Source organism: Blautia sp. AM23-13AC (genome assembly GCF_003435675.1).
GTDB classification, from domain to species: domain Bacteria; phylum Bacillota; class Clostridia; order Lachnospirales; family Lachnospiraceae; genus Fusicatenibacter; species Fusicatenibacter saccharivorans.
This window is the reverse complement of record NZ_QTUL01000004.1, coordinates 62,266-77,236: the sequence shown is the minus strand read 5'-3', so window position 1 is coordinate 77,236 and position 14,971 is coordinate 62,266. Positions and strand designations below refer to the sequence as shown.

The following is a 14,971-nucleotide window of genomic DNA, read 5'->3' as shown; positions in this document are numbered from 1 at the left end:
TATACTTTGTATTACTCGATAATCGTACCTGTTTTTCCCTGGAATCCGGCGAGTGCAGAATCAATGGAAGTGATGACTGCGGTACGGCCGATGCCTTTCTCGAGGAAAGAAACAGCTGCTTCCATCTTCGGCAGCATGGAGTTTTCTCCGAACTGGCCTTCTGCGATGTATTTCTTCGCGTCAGCAACGGTGATGTGCTCCAGCGGTTTTTCGTCCGGGGTACCGTAGTTGATGGAAACGTTTTCCACGCTGGTCAGGATCATCAGCATGTCTGCGTTCAGCATTTCTGCCATCAGGCCGCTGGTGAGGTCTTTTTCGATGACTGCGGATGCACCCTTTAACTCTTCATTCTGCGGGAGAACCGGGATTCCGCCGCCGCCTGCTGCGATGACAACCTGTCCGGCATCGAGAAGAAGACGGATGGAGTCGATCTCTACGATATCCTGCGGCTTCGGAGCAGCAACGATTCGACGGTAGCCCTCCTCGGTTTTCGTTACGTAGTTTCCTTTTTCTTCCTCTGCGTCAGCCTCCTCTTTGGTAAGCGTACGGCCGATCAGTTTGACCGGATTGTTGAAGGCATCGTCGTACGGATCTACTTCAACCTGTGTAAGAATCGTGGATGTGGTTTTGAAGATTCCTCTGCGGAGAAGCTCAGCACGGATGGCGTTCTGCAGGTCGTAGCCGATGTAGCCTTCGCTCATAGCGGAGCAGACAGACATCGGGGCTGCGCTGTAGTCGGTGTGCATTTTGCCGAATTCATTCATCGCCATGTGGATCATGCCGACCTGCGGCGCATTGCTGTGGGTGATGACAACATCAGCGCCGGCAGCAACGAGATCTGCGATTACTTTTGCGGAACGTTTTACGGCTGCTTTCTGTTCCGGCAGCGTCGTTCCAAGAGCTTTGTGTCCCAGTGCAACAACTATTTTTTTTCTTTTCATTGGAAGATACCTCTCTTTGCAGTTCATAGATTTTGATACGAAAAAACCAGGCATCAATATAAAACTATTATAAAGTTTATGGGGGCAAAAATCAAGAAGAAACCGACATTACGCACATTGAAATGTTTTTCGGACTATGGTATTCTATAAAAGTATCTGAGTCGTAGGGATTTGAAACGTGAAAGGGAGGTCCCGGCATGAAAAACATGCGCACGTTACAAAAACGGATCGCATATCAGCTCCAGCAGGGCAGTCTGGATGCGGAAGTTACAGGAATCACATGCGACAGCAGAAAAGTACAGCCGCAGAACGTGTTTGTCTGCATCCGCGGAAACAGGATGGACGGGCACGTATATGCAGAGGAAGCAGTCGAGAGGGGCGCTGCTATCCTGGTTGCGGAGCGGGAACTGGAAGGGATTCCGGAAAAGGTAACCGTACTCGTAGTAAAGGACAGCAGAGAAGCACTCGCACAGCTTTCCTGTGCCTGGGAGGACGATCCGGCGCAGCACCTTGTGACAATCGGAGTGACCGGCACGAAGGGAAAGACGACGACTGCATATATGATTTACGAAATCCTGCGAAAAGCAGGGATCCGCGCAGGACTCATCGGAACGATCGAGACGAGGATCGGGGAAAAAAGCATTCCGTCAGAAAATACAACGCCGGAGCCTGTTGTGCTGCAGAAGCTGTTTTCTGAAATGATGCGGGAGGGCTGCACCCATGTTGTGATGGAGGTTTCCTCGCAGGCGGAAAAACAGCACCGGTGTGATGGAATTACGTTTGATTACGGTGTGTTCACCAACATTGGAAACGACCACATCGGCGCCGGGGAGCATGCATCGTTTGCAGAATATCTGTCCTGCAAAAAGAAGCTGCTTCGCACCTGCAGAACCGGAATTGTAAACCGGGATGACAAAAGGTTTCCGGAGATCATAAGGCAGAGCACCTGCCGTCTGGTGACATTCGGATGCAGGGAAAAAGCTGATTTTATGGCAGCAGATGCAGCACTCGATCAGGCGCCCGGCGTGCTCGGTGTCTCATACCGGGTGCAGGGCGCAGCGGATTTTCCGGTACGGGTAGATCTGCCGGGTCTGTTTTCCGTTTCCAACTCGCTTGCCGCCATTGCGGTCTGCGCGCAGATGGGAATCCCGGAAAAGGCGATGCAGGAGGCACTTTCCGCAGTCCGCGTCCGTGGGCGGTGTGAGGCAGTTCCGGTGTATCCGGAAATGACGCTTCTCATTGACTACGCACACAATGCGATGAGCCTCGAAAGCCTGTTAAAGACACTGCGGAAGTACCATCCGAAGCGCCTGATCTGTCTCTTCGGCTGCGGCGGAAACCGCGCGCGGGACCGGAGATTCCAGATGGGAGAGGTGTCGGGGCGTCTGGCGGATCTGACCGTCATCACCTCGGACAATCCGCGGGATGAGGAACCACAGGCGATTCTGGACGATATCCGGACGGGAATCGGGAAAACAGAAGGCGCTTTCGTTGAGATTGCAGACCGTAAGGAGGCGATCCGGTATGTGATCGAAAACCGGCAGCCGGGCGATCTCGTGGTGCTCGCGGGAAAAGGCCACGAAACGTATCAGATCCGGAAGGGGAAACGGTACGAGATGGATGAGCGCGTGCTGATCCGGGAAATACTGGAAGAAAGTAAGGGAAATGTATGAGCAGCGTTTACGCTGATGTAATCGTAGACATCACAAATGAAAAACTGGACCGGACCTTTCAGTACAAGGTTCCGCCGGAACTGACAGGGGAGATTGGTCCGGGAACGGCGGTACAGATTCCGTTTGGAAACGGAAACCGCACGATCACCGGCTATGTGCTTTCCGTCGGAAACGAGCCGAAATATCCGCAGGACCGGATGAAGGCCATCCTCGCGGTACAAAAGGATGCGGCGACCGTAGAGACGAAGCTCATCGCGCTCGCCGCGTGGATGCGTCATACGTACGGATCGACGATGATCCAGGCGTTAAAGACGGTGCTTCCAGTCAAAGTAAAGGCGCGCGGGAAAGAAACCCGCGAAATTGCGCTTCTTGCAGATCCTGCGAGATGTGAGGAGCTGCTGGAAAACTACAGAAAGAAAAATTATAAAGCGAGAATCCGTCTCTTAAACGCGCTGCTGGCCCAGCCGGTTCTTCCAGGGCCGGTTGTGAGCAAGAAACTGAAAATCACGGCAGATACGCTGCACGTGATGGAAGAGCAGGGCGTGTTGGAAATCCGCCGTACGAGCACCTGGAGAAATCCGGTATCTGATGCGGCAGGAAGAACAACTGCGGGAAAACCAAACGAACAGCAGCAGGCCGTGGTGGACGGCATTCGAAAGGAATGGGAAGGACAGAACCGCCCCTGCCTGATCCGCGGTGTGACGGGAAGCGGCAAAACGCTCGTCTATATGGAGCTGATGGAGCGAGTGCTGAAGGAAGGAAAACAGGTGATCGTGCTGATCCCGGAGATTGCGCTGACGTATCAGAACGTGGAGCGGTTCTGCGCACGGTTTGGAACAAGGGTCACGGTGGTCAACTCGCGGATGACACCGTCCGAGCGCGCCGACCAGATGGAGCGCGCGCGGCGCGGGGAGGTCAGTATTATGATCGGTCCGCGTTCCGCACTCTTTGCACCGTTTCCGGATCTGGGGCTGATCGTAATCGATGAGGAGCATGAAACCTCCTATAAAAGTGAAGTGACGCCGCGCTACCATGCAAGGGAGACCGCCGTGCGCCGCGCCGGGCTGGAGCATGCCCATGTGGTGATGGGTTCGGCAACGCCGTCGGTGGATGCTTCTTACGCCTGCGAGACGGGAGCGTACGCGCTGTTCCGGATGGATGCGCGGTACGGAAATGCAGCACTTCCGTCCGTATGGATCGCGGATATGCGGGAAGAATTACAGATGGGAAACCGTTCGATTCTGTCCGGAAAACTGCGGGAAGAGATCGAAAAACGACTTGAAAAAAAGGAACAGGTTGTACTGTTTCTGAACCGCAGAGGCTATGCGGGCTTCGTCTCGTGCCGTGCATGCGGCCATGTGATGAAATGCCCGCACTGCGATGTATCACTGACAGCACACAATAACGGAAAGCTCGTCTGCCATTACTGCGGTTATGAAACACCGCAGGTACATGCGTGCCCGTCGTGCGGTTCCCCGTACATCGGCGGCTTCCGTGCCGGCACACAGCAGATCGAGCAGAACGTGAAAAAGCTGTTTCCAAAGGCACGCGTTCTTAGGATGGACGGCGACACGACAAAAACGAAAAACAGTTATGAAGAAATCCTGTCCTCATTTGCGGCGGGGGAGGCCGATATCCTGATTGGAACCCAGATGATCGTAAAAGGCCACGATTTCCCGAATGTCACGCTGGTGGGAGCGCTGGCGGCGGATCTCTCCCTGAATGCAGTCGATTACCGTGCCGGGGAGCGTACGTTCCAGCTGCTGACGCAGGCAGTCGGCCGCGCCGGAAGAGGCGAAAAGCCGGGAATGGCAGTCATTCAGACGTACCATCCCGAACATTACAGCATTCAGACGGCGGCAGAGCAGGATTACGGGGCATTTTATGAGAAAGAAATGGACTACCGCCGTCTGATGGGATATCCCCCGGCGGCGGAGCTTCTGGCGATCCACGGAGCCGGGGAGGATGAAGCGCATCTGACGCAGGCGATGGAATACATTCGCAGATATCTCATCCGCATCCGGGGAAACCGCGAAGTCCAGATCATCGGCCCGGCAAGTGAGGCAGTGTCGAAAATCAATGACCTGTACCGCATGGCCGTGTATGTACGCGCGCCGCAGGAAGAGGTGCTGGCAGGGCTGCGGGAAAAACTGGAGCGGTATATCGAGATTAACAAAGGCTTTCGTACCGTTTATTTACAGTTTGACTTCAGCAGAAAGTATTAGTTTTTTCATACTATTTACACATAGATTATTTATAATAGAAGAGCAAAAGAAAGGAAAAGAATTATGGCAATCAGAGAAATCAGAGTCGTAGGCGACCGCGTATTAACGAAAAAATGCAGACCGGTGGAGAAGATGACACCAAGAATCAGCGAGCTGATCGACGACATGTTTGACACCATGTATGAGGCAAACGGTGTCGGCCTTGCCGCACCGCAGGTCGGCATCTTAAAGAGAATCGTAGTCATGGATGTGGATGGAACCCCACATCTTCTGATCAATCCGGAAATCCTGGAGACTTCAGGAAGCCAGACAGGAGCAGAAGGCTGCTTAAGCCTTCCGGGAAAATCCGGTACAGTAACCCGTCCGAATTACGTAAAGGTAAGAGCGCTGGACCGCGACATGCAGCCGTTTGAACTGGAGGGAACAGAACTTCTTGCCCGCTGCATCTGCCACGAGTGCGATCACCTTGATGGACATATGTATACAGAAAAAGTAGAAGGCGAACTCTGGGACAACACGTACGATGAGTATGAGGAGTACGAGGACGAAGAGTAAGTCTTAAAATAAAGGAGATGACTTCAGATGAAAGTGGTATTTATGGGAACCCCGGATTTCTCCGTGGGAACACTTGAGGCACTCGTGGAGGCCGGTTATGAGATCACAGGCGTTGTGACCCAGCCGGACAAACCGAAGGGCCGCGGAAAACAGATGATGCCGACACCGGTGAAAGAGGCAGCCGAAAAACACGGCCTTCCGGTCTATCAGCCGCGCCGCGTGCGGGATGCAGAGGCGATCGAGGAAATCCGGAAAATGGAGCCGGATGTGATCGTTGTCGTTGCATTCGGCCAGATTATTCCAAAAGAGATTTTGGACATGCCGAAATACGGATGCATCAACGTTCATGCATCCCTGCTTCCGGCTTACCGCGGAGCAGCGCCGATCCAGTGGGCTGTCATGAACGGCGATGAAGTGAGCGGCGTAACCATTATGAAGATGGATGAAGGCCTCGACACAGGCGATATGCTGACGAAAGTGGAAGTTCCGCTTGCAGCAGATGAGACCGGCGGCAGTCTCTTTGACAAGCTCGCTGCAGCCGGAGCAAAACTTCTGGTGGAGACACTTCCAAAACTTGAAAAAGGCGAAGTGACACCGGAAAAACAGCCGGAGATAAGCACCACAGAGTATGCGCGGATGATCAAAAAAGAAGACGGAAAGATCGACTGGACGAAGAGTGCCGTTGAGATCGAACGTCAGATCCGTGCGATGAGCCCGTGGCCGAGTGCTTTTACAAAAGTAAACGGAAAGAACCTGAAAATCTGGGATGCCAAAGTCATTGCCATGTTCGGCGGCGATCTGTTCTCGAAAATTCCGGGACAGAATCCGACGAAGAGTGCCGGAAAAGTCTGGGTGGCAGATGAGACAGGCCTCCATGTAAAGACGGGAGACGGCATTCTGGTGATCGAGGAGCTGCAGCTCGAAGGAAAGAAACGGATGAAGACCGCCGATTTCCTGCGCGGCTATGCGATCGAGCCGGGTACCAGACTTGGCGAATAAAAGAGAAAAAGCAACCTGAAGTTAAGGCGGGGAACTGCACAGCGGTGTGATGGCTGCTGTGCCTGAGAAAAAAGGAGAAAAACGATATGGGACTTTTTTATGACAGTACGTATCTGCTGGTGATTCTTGCCGCACTGATTTCCATGGCGGTATCCGCCCGCATGAACACGATTTTCAGCAAATATCAGACCGTCCGCTCGTACAGCGGCATGACGGGACGCGAGGCGGCGATGCGCATTCTGCATCAGGCCGGCATCTACGATGTGACCGTCCGCCACGTATCCGGTAAACTGACCGATCACTATGATCCGCGGACAAAAACCGTGAATTTATCGGATGCGGTTTACGATTCAACCTCGGTCGCAGCGATCGGCGTCGCAGCGCATGAGTGCGGCCATGCCGTACAGCATAATACGGATTACGTGCCGCTGAAAGTAAGAAGCGCCATTGTTCCGGCAGCGAACCTTGGATCCCAGCTTTTCTGGCCGCTGTTCCTGATCGGACTGATTTTCAGCCTTCCAATGCTGGTGAAAGCCGGTATCTGGCTGTTTGTGCTGGCACTGGCATTCCAGGTGGTAACACTTCCGGTCGAGTTCGATGCGTCGAGAAGAGCATTAAAAATGCTCAGTGAGGGCGGTATGGTGACAGAGACGGAACACGACGGAGTCAAGAAAGTACTCTGGGCTGCAGCCATGACATACGTGGCAGCGGTGATCGGTTCTCTGCTGCAGCTGCTCCGGCTGCTGATTTTATCCGGAGCATTTAGGAGAAATGATGACTGATACAATCAATACAAGAGAGCTGATTATGAACATTCTGCTTGAGATGGACAGGGAGAAAACGCCCTGCCATCTTGCTGTAAGGGACGCCCTCGATAAATACCAGTTCCTGCCGCGGCAGGACCGTGCGTTTATCAAGCGGGTCTGCGAGGGAACCGTGGAATACGGCATCCAGAATGACTACATCATCAATCAGTATTCCAAAATCAAGATCAACAAATGCAAGCCGGTGATTCGTGCGATCTTACGGATGTCGGTGTACCAGATCCGTTTTCTTGACGCAGTACCGGATTCGGCAGTCGTCAATGAGGCGGTGAAACTGGCGGAAAAGAAGCATTTTTACAACTTAAAGGGCTTTGTCAACGGCGTTCTGCGCACGATCGTGCGGGAGAAAGATCATCTGCCGATGCCGAAGGAGAACAATACTACGCAGTATCTTTCCGTGAAATACTCCATGCCGGAATTTCTGGTTGAGGAGTTCGTATCCCAGTACGGAAAAGAAACGGCAGAAACGATGATGGCGGATTTCCTGAAAGAAAAACAGGTGACGATCCGTATCAACCGCTGGAACAATACGATCGAGGAGACGAAGAAAAGCCTGGAAAGCCAGGGGGCAGAGCTGGAAAAAGCGCCGTATCTTGGCGAGGCGTTCTATTTGAAAAACTTTGAGACGATCGCATCACTGAATGCCTTCCAGGAAGGCCGGTTCCAGATTCAGGATGTGAGCTCCATGATGGCGGCGCATCTGGCGGATCCAAAGCCGGGTGACCAGGTGCTGGATCTCTGCGCGGCACCGGGCGGAAAGAGCCTCCATGCAGCAGATAAAATGAGAAATCAGGGATGCGTGGAAGCGCGTGATCTCACCGAATACAAGGTCGATCTGATCCGGGAAAATGTGCAGAGAGTAGGTGTTTCCTGCGTCGTGCCGAAGGTAAAAGATGCGGAACAGCTCGATGCGGAATGGATCGGAAAAGCGGACGTTGTGATTGCAGACCTGCCGTGCACCGGATACGGCGTCATCGGCAGAAAGCCGGATATCAAATATTACGCTTCAAAAGAAAAAGAAGAGGAGCTGGTACGGATTCAGCGGGCAATCCTTGCAAATGCCGCATCGTACGTAAAGCCGGGCGGCACACTGTTGTACAGCACATGTACCGTCAACAGAAAAGAAAACGGCGAGAATGCCGCATGGTTTCTGGAACAGTTCCCGTTTGAAGCAGTCAGTCTGGATGAACTGCTGCCGGATGAGCTGAAAAGCGGAGAAACGGCCGAAGGACAGCTGCAGCTGATCCCGGGGGTACACAAGACAGACGGATTTTTCCTTGCAAAATTCCGGAAAACAGAGGAAGGACGGGCGTAACAGATGGATATTAAATCAATGACCTTAGACGAATTAAAGGACGCCTGCCAGCAGATGGGAGAAAAGCCATTCCGTTCCAAACAGTTATACGACTGGATGCATCATCGTCTGGCGGGCAGCTACGATGAGATGACGAATCTCTCGCTTGCCTTCCGGGAAAAATTAAAGGAACAGTATCCGCTTACCTGTCTCGAAAAAGTGCAGGTGCAGGAGTCTAAAATCGACGGAACGAGAAAATACCTGTTCCGCCTTAGCGACGGCAACGTGATCGAGAGCGTCTGGATGAAGTACTACCACGGAAATTCCGTCTGCATCTCATCCCAGGTCGGCTGCCGGATGGGCTGCCGCTTCTGCGCGTCCACAATCGGCGGACTGGTGCGGTGTCTGACACCGTCGGAGATGCTGGATCAGATTTACCGGATTCAGGAGGACACAGGGGAGCGGGTCTCCAATCTGGTTGTGATGGGGACGGGAGAGCCGATGGATAATTACGACAATCTGGTGCGTTTTGTGCGACTGCTTTCCAGCCCGGAGGGTCTCAATATCAGCCAGCGGAATATCACGGTTTCAACCTGTGGAATTGTACCGAATATGTATAAACTGGCGGATGAGGGACTCCAGATTACCCTGGCACTTTCCCTCCATGCACCAAACGATGAGAAGCGCCGTGAGCTGATGCCGATCGCCAATAAATATTCCATTGATGAGGTACTTGATGCGTGTCGCAATTACTTTGCAAAAACAGGACGCAGGATTACATTTGAATATTCTCTTGTTGGTGGAAAAAATGACAGCGAGGCTGATGCAAAAGAGCTTTCCTCGCGTATTTCGGATATCAACTGCCACGTAAATCTGATCCCGGTCAACCCGATCAAAGAGCGCGATTACGTGAAATCAACGAAAAAAGTCGTAGAGAATTTCAAAAATAAACTTGAAAAATACGGAATTAATGTTACTATTAGAAGGGAAATGGGCGCTGATATTGACGGAGCCTGTGGACAGTTAAGAAAAAGTTTTATTGATAAATCAAACGAACAGCCGTAAAAAAGCGGCTGTCAATACAGGAGAAAAAGCATGAAGGTATTTTCTGCAACCGATATCGGACAGAAACGGACGATGAACCAGGATTTTGTGTTTGCCTCCGCCTCTCCGGTCGGAAACCTTCCGAACCTCTTTGTCGTTGCAGACGGCATGGGAGGCCATAACGCGGGCGATTTTGCTTCGCGTTACGGTGTTTCTGTACTGGTGGAATCTGTAAAAAGGGATACGAATTTCAACCCGGTGCGGATCATTCGGCATGGAATTGAAGCAGCAAACAGCCAGATTTTTGAGCAGGCAAAACGAGATATATCCATGGAAGGCATGGGTACGACGATGGTAGTAGCTACGGTTGTCGGCAACTATGCCTACGTTGCAAACGTAGGAGACAGCAGGCTGTATCTGGCAGCAGATGGCACGTTTGACCAGGTGACGCAGGACCATTCCCTGATCGCAGAGATGGTGCGCCTTGGAGAACTCACTCCCGAGCAGGCGCGGAATCACCCGGACAAAAACATTATTACCAGAGCAGTAGGCACACAGGATACCGTAAAGATTGATTTCTTTGACATTCAGCTTGAAGAGGGCAATCAATTGGTGATGTGCTCGGACGGCCTTTCCAACATGGTAACGGATGAGGAGATTTTCGAACTCATCTGCCGAGAAGACGGTGAGGACAAGGCGAAACGTTTAATTGATAAAGCAAATGCAAATGGCGGCAGAGACAATATCGCAGTCATTGTCGTTGAACCATTTACAAACGAGGTGAAAGAATGTTAAAAGAGGGCGTTATTTTAGGAGAACGATATGAGATCATAAGCCGGATCGGTTCCGGCGGTATGGCTGATGTCTACAAAGCAAAAGACCACAAGCTGAACCGCATGGTGGCCGTCAAGGTTTTAAAACCGGAATTCCGGGAGGATAAAACCTTTATCCGCAAGTTCCGCACGGAGGCACAGGCCGCAGCAGGACTGTCCCATCCGAATATTGTAAACGTGTACGATGTCGGGGAGGACCGCGGCGTTTACTATATCGTCATGGAGCTTGTCGAGGGAATTACTCTGAAGGATTACATTGACCGCAAAGGAAAACTGAGCGTAAAAGAGGCAACCAGCATCGCCATTCAGGTTTCCCTTGGTCTTGAAGCAGCACACAACCGCAATATTGTACACCGCGATGTCAAACCGCAGAACATCATCATTTCCACAGACGGAAAAGTAAAACTTTCCGACTTTGGTATTGCAAAGGCAACTTCTTCCAATACGATCAGTTCGAACGTTATGGGAAGCGTACATTACAGCTCTCCGGAGCAGGTGCGCGGCGGATATTCGGACTATAAGAGTGATATCTATTCCCTTGGTATCACCATGTACGAGATGGTAACCGGAAGAGTGCCGTTTGACGGCGACACCACCGTTGCCATCGCAATCAAGCATCTGCAGGAGGAGATTGAATCTCCATCCAAATATACCCCGAACCTTCCGTTCGCACTGGAGCAGATTATCTTAAAATGTACCCAGAAGAGCCCGGACCGCCGTTACAATAACATGGCGGAGCTGATCGACGACTTGAAGCATTCGCTGATGGAGCCGCAGGGCAATTTCGTAAAAGTAACTCCGTTAAGCTCTCACGCCGAGACTGTTATGGTATCCGCAGAGGAGTTAAGCCAGATCCGTTCCGGCGCAGCAGCAAAGGCAAATGCGCAGACGGCAGAGGAGCCGGCCCGCAAGCGCTACAGCAAGATCGAGGATGAGGAAGAGGACGAAGATTACAGCTACGAGGACGAAGAAGACGAGGATGAGGACGAAGAAGAGGATGACCGCGATTCCTACGATGAGGATGACGACGATTCCTACTACGACGATGACGACGACGATGACAAAGCCGGAAACAAACTCGAAAAGATCATCACAATCGGCGGTTTTGCGATTGCAGCCATCATCATCTGCATGCTGATCTACTTTATTGCACAGGCAGCCGGCATTGTCGGCGGAAAAGGACCGACCGCAGCCTCTTCCAGTTCCGCATCATCTTCGAGCAGCACGGAAGTTGTTTCTTCCAGCAGCAAAGAAGAGGAAAAAGTAACCGTTCCGGATCTGACCAATAAAACCGAGGCAGATGCAACCACACTGGCAAACAGCCTGAAACTTGGTGTGGTCAACGGCGGAACCGAGGCATCGGATGTCATTGAGGCAGGAAAGATCTGCCGCCAGGATCTGAAACCGGGAACGAAAGTCGATAAAAATGCAACGATTACGTATTATGTAAGCTCCGGAAAAGAAACCGTAACGATTCCGACCGGCATTGTGGGAACACAGAAAGACGCTGCAAGCGCTGCTCTGACCCAGCTTGGACTTCAGGTTTCTACCACAGAGGATTTCAGCGATACCGTTGCCGAAGGATACGTAATTTCCGTTGATCCGGCCGAAGGAAGCCAGGTTGCACCGGAATCCACCGTTACCCTCGTTGTCAGCAAGGGATCAAAGGACGCGGAAGAAATTGCAATCCGTGATGTAATTGGTCTGGATGAGGAAACTGCAAAATCAATCCTGAGCGATTTCAATATTATTGTAAAAACAGGAACCAGCAGCAAGGTGGCCGAGGGTGAAGTCATGGAGGTTGACCCGGCAATCGGAACCAAAGTGAAGAAAGGTTCGGACGTTACGATTTATGTCAACAGCCCAAGTGCACAGCCAACGACGCCGGATGAGAATACACCGACCCCGACACCGGCCGAGCCGGGCGCAAATACCGCTACGGATGTTACCTGGTCCTGCAGCCAGACCTTAAGTGCGCCGGATCAGTATCAGGGTGGTATTGCAAAAATTGAGCTGATCCAGGATGATGGAAACGGAAACGAAACCTCCATCACCATCATGGACGGACAGGCCATTACGAGCTGGCCGTATTCTGTCAACACCAACTGGAGTGCTTCATCGTCTGCTTCTTCTACCGGAAGAATCGTCTTCTATGAGATGGATTCGAGCGGAAGTTATCAGGCAATTGCACAGTACCCATCGGTTCCGTTGAGTGAAGGGTGAGTATGACAGGAAAGATTATGAAAGGAATTGCCGGATTCTACTACGTAGACGTAGAAGAATCCGGCATTTATGAGTGCAAAGCAAAAGGAATTTTCCGAAAGGAAGGCCAGAAACCGCTCGTCGGAGATCTTGTGGAAATCGAGATTCTGGATGAAGCGGAAAAAACAGGAAATATGACCCGGATTCTGCCGCGAAAAAATGAACTGATCCGTCCGGCAGTGGCCAATATCGATCAGGCGCTTGTGATTTTTGCGCTGGAAAATCCGACCCCGAACCTGACGCTTCTGGACCGTTTTCTTGTGATGATGGAACAGCAGAACGTTCCGACGGCAATCTGTTTCAATAAAAGAGATCTTGCGGGGGAAGATTACACAGACCATCTGCGAAGCGTCTATGAGAACTGCGGTTACCGTGTCTTTACGGTGAGTGCAGCGAAAGAGCAGGGCATGCAGGAAGTGGAAGCATACCTGAAAGGGAAAACAACGGTGGTAGCCGGTCCGTCCGGCGTCGGAAAATCTTCGATCACAAACCGGATGCAGAAAGAAATCCAGATGGAGACCGGAGAGATCAGCAAAAAGCTGAAAAAAGGAAAACACACGACGCGCCATTCCCAGATGATCCCGATCGACCATGAGACGTATCTGTGCGATACGCCGGGGTTCAGCTCGCTTTATACAACCGATATGGAAAAAGAGGAGCTGAAAAACTTTTTCCCGGAATTTCATCCGTACGAAGGAAAATGCCGTTTCCTCGGCTGCATCCACGGAAAAGAGCCGGGCTGTGCCGTCAAAGAGGCACTGGAACAGGGAAATATCAGCAAAGAAAGATTTGAAAACTATACCATGTTCTATGAAGAACTGAAAGAACAGGAAAAGAGGAGATACTAGCATGAGCCGAGTATATCAGTTGGCACCTTCTATTTTATCCGCAGACTTCAACCGTCTCGGAGAACAGATCCAAAGGGTAGAGAAAGCAGAGTGCCGGTGGCTTCATATCGATATTATGGATGGAATGTTTGTACCATCCATTTCGTTTGGAATGCCGGTGGTAAAGTCGATCCGAAAAGAAAGCAGTCTGTATTTTGATGTTCATATGATGGTAAAGGACCCGGAGCGGTACGTAGAAGAATTTCAAAGCTGCGGGGCGGATATGATCACGGTTCACGCGGAGGCATGCCGCGATCTGGCAGAAACCGTGAAAAAGATTCATGAAACAGGCGCAGATGCCGGAGTTGCCGTAAATCCGGATACGCCGCTTTCTGCGGTTACGGACGTGATGGATCAGGTAGAAATGATTCTGATTATGAGCGTTTATCCTGGCTTCGGCGGCCAGAAGTATATCCCGGAGTCGACGGAGAGGATCCGTACGCTCCGCAGAATGCTGGATGAAAAGGGACTGGAGCATGTGCACATTCAGGTCGATGGCGGCATCAACCGCGCGACCATCGATGAAGTCCTTGCGGCAGGTGCCAACATCATCGTGGCAGGCTCTGCTGTATTTGGCAGCAACATCGAGCAGAACGTGCGCGAGCTGCAGGAAAAAATTTCTTTATACAGCAAAAAGGCAGAATAAGATACAAAAAGACAGAAAAAAGAGGCAGGGAAACGTGAGAACATGTATTATTTCGGGAGGGATGATCGAACCGGATTTTGCCTTCCCATATCTTCAGAAACAGCAGTTTGATATTATCCTGGCAGCAGACCGGGGACTGGAGTTCTGCTACCATTACCAGATTATGCCGACGTATATTCTGGGAGATTTTGACAGTTTATCTCCGGAGATTTTAAATTATTACAAGGAGAACCATGTCGCACCGATCCGGGAATTTAATCCCATGAAGGACAATACGGACACGGACATCGCATTTCAGCAGGCGATTGTTCTGGGAAGCAGTGAAATCACGATCCTCGGAGCAACAGGAGGAAGACTCGACCATTTCTTAAGTATTGTGCAGAACCTGAAAACGGCATGGGAGAAGAAAATTCCGGCTTACATCGTGGACAGCCGCAATCTGATTACGATTCCGGTGGAAACTTCGTTTGAAATCCGGAAAGAAGATCAGTTCGGAAAGTACGTTTCGTTCTTCCCGCTGGAAAAGGAAGTCGCATCCATCACCCTGGAGGGCTTCGCCTACCCGCTCGACCATCACTATCTGCCGAATACTTCGGGTGGTCTGTGCGTGAGCAATGAGATCGTCGAGGAGACCGCGCATGTATCGTACGAGGGCGGCATTCTTCTGATGGTACAGTCAAGAGATTAAAATCCATTGAAATCAAAGAGCCCGTGTGCTATAATTTATAGTTGCATTGGGCTCTTTTTGTGCATAAAAAGAACCCGAACAGAAAAAGAAGCGAAAAATA

Annotated in this window: 13 protein-coding genes; 12 read left to right on the top strand and 1 reads right to left on the bottom strand. The window is 51.4% G+C overall.

The genetic code is table 11. From position 1 onward, the window contains the following. Positions 1–11: 11 nt before the first annotated feature. Positions 12–941, bottom strand: a complete 930-nt coding sequence (gene arcC / locus DW642_RS06455) for a carbamate kinase (RefSeq protein ID WP_117509653.1) — start codon at positions 939–941, stop codon at positions 12–14. A 197-nt stretch (positions 942–1,138) separates the two neighbouring features. Between arcC and DW642_RS06450 the strand changes: the two genes are divergently transcribed. The 12 genes from DW642_RS06450 to DW642_RS06395 all read left to right on the top strand — a co-directional run bounded on the left by DW642_RS06450 (position 1,139) and on the right by DW642_RS06395 (position 14,871). Continuing rightward, positions 1,139–2,614: a UDP-N-acetylmuramoyl-L-alanyl-D-glutamate--2,6-diaminopimelate ligase gene (locus tag DW642_RS06450; protein ID WP_117509652.1), complete on the top strand. Its 1,476-nt coding sequence runs from the start codon at positions 1,139–1,141 to the stop codon at positions 2,612–2,614. Next, entirely contained in the window at positions 2,611–4,839 is a 2,229-nt protein-coding gene (gene priA, locus DW642_RS06445) for a replication restart helicase PriA (protein WP_117509651.1), read from the top strand. Before DW642_RS06450 ends, priA begins: the two co-directional genes overlap by 4 nt. 63 nt (positions 4,840–4,902) lie before the next feature. Beyond that, complete coding sequence (def, locus tag DW642_RS06440; RefSeq protein ID WP_055219778.1) at positions 4,903–5,394, top strand: peptide deformylase; 492 nt, start codon at positions 4,903–4,905, stop codon at positions 5,392–5,394. Positions 5,395–5,421: 27 nt separating this feature from the next. Then, positions 5,422–6,393: a methionyl-tRNA formyltransferase gene (gene fmt, locus DW642_RS06435; RefSeq protein WP_055219781.1), complete on the top strand. Its 972-nt coding sequence runs from the start codon at positions 5,422–5,424 to the stop codon at positions 6,391–6,393. Between the two features lie 86 nt (positions 6,394–6,479). Then, complete coding sequence (locus tag DW642_RS06430) at positions 6,480–7,175, top strand: zinc metallopeptidase (protein WP_022463149.1); 696 nt, start codon at positions 6,480–6,482, stop codon at positions 7,173–7,175. Then, positions 7,168–8,532 (top strand): 16S rRNA (cytosine(967)-C(5))-methyltransferase RsmB, encoded by a 1,365-nt coding sequence (gene rsmB / locus DW642_RS06425; RefSeq protein WP_117509650.1) that lies wholly within the window; start codon positions 7,168–7,170, stop codon positions 8,530–8,532. Before DW642_RS06430 ends, rsmB begins: the two co-directional genes overlap by 8 nt. A 3-nt stretch (positions 8,533–8,535) precedes the next feature. Continuing rightward, positions 8,536–9,576 carry a 23S rRNA (adenine(2503)-C(2))-methyltransferase RlmN gene (gene rlmN / locus DW642_RS06420; protein WP_117509649.1) on the top strand — a complete coding sequence of 347 codons (1,041 nt, stop codon included), beginning with the start codon at positions 8,536–8,538 and terminating at the stop codon, positions 9,574–9,576. Positions 9,577–9,606: 30 nt separating this feature from the next. Continuing rightward, a complete protein-coding gene (locus DW642_RS06415) occupies positions 9,607–10,350 on the top strand; it encodes a Stp1/IreP family PP2C-type Ser/Thr phosphatase (RefSeq protein ID WP_022463152.1) in 744 nt (247 codons plus the stop codon). After that, complete coding sequence (pknB, locus tag DW642_RS06410) at positions 10,344–12,611, top strand: Stk1 family PASTA domain-containing Ser/Thr kinase (protein ID WP_117509648.1); 2,268 nt, start codon at positions 10,344–10,346, stop codon at positions 12,609–12,611. The genes DW642_RS06415 and pknB overlap by 7 nt, the downstream gene beginning before the upstream one ends. A 2-nt stretch (positions 12,612–12,613) precedes the next feature. Next, entirely contained in the window at positions 12,614–13,498 is an 885-nt protein-coding gene (gene rsgA, locus DW642_RS06405) for a ribosome small subunit-dependent GTPase A (protein ID WP_055219788.1), read from the top strand. A gap of 1 nt (position 13,499) precedes the next feature. Beyond that, on the top strand, positions 13,500–14,183 hold the full coding sequence (gene rpe, locus DW642_RS06400; RefSeq protein ID WP_117509647.1) for a ribulose-phosphate 3-epimerase: 684 nt from the start codon (positions 13,500–13,502) through the stop codon (positions 14,181–14,183). A gap of 34 nt (positions 14,184–14,217) precedes the next feature. Beyond that, a complete protein-coding gene (locus DW642_RS06395; RefSeq protein WP_147326103.1) occupies positions 14,218–14,871 on the top strand; it encodes a thiamine diphosphokinase in 654 nt (217 codons plus the stop codon). Positions 14,872–14,971: the final 100 nt, after the last annotated feature.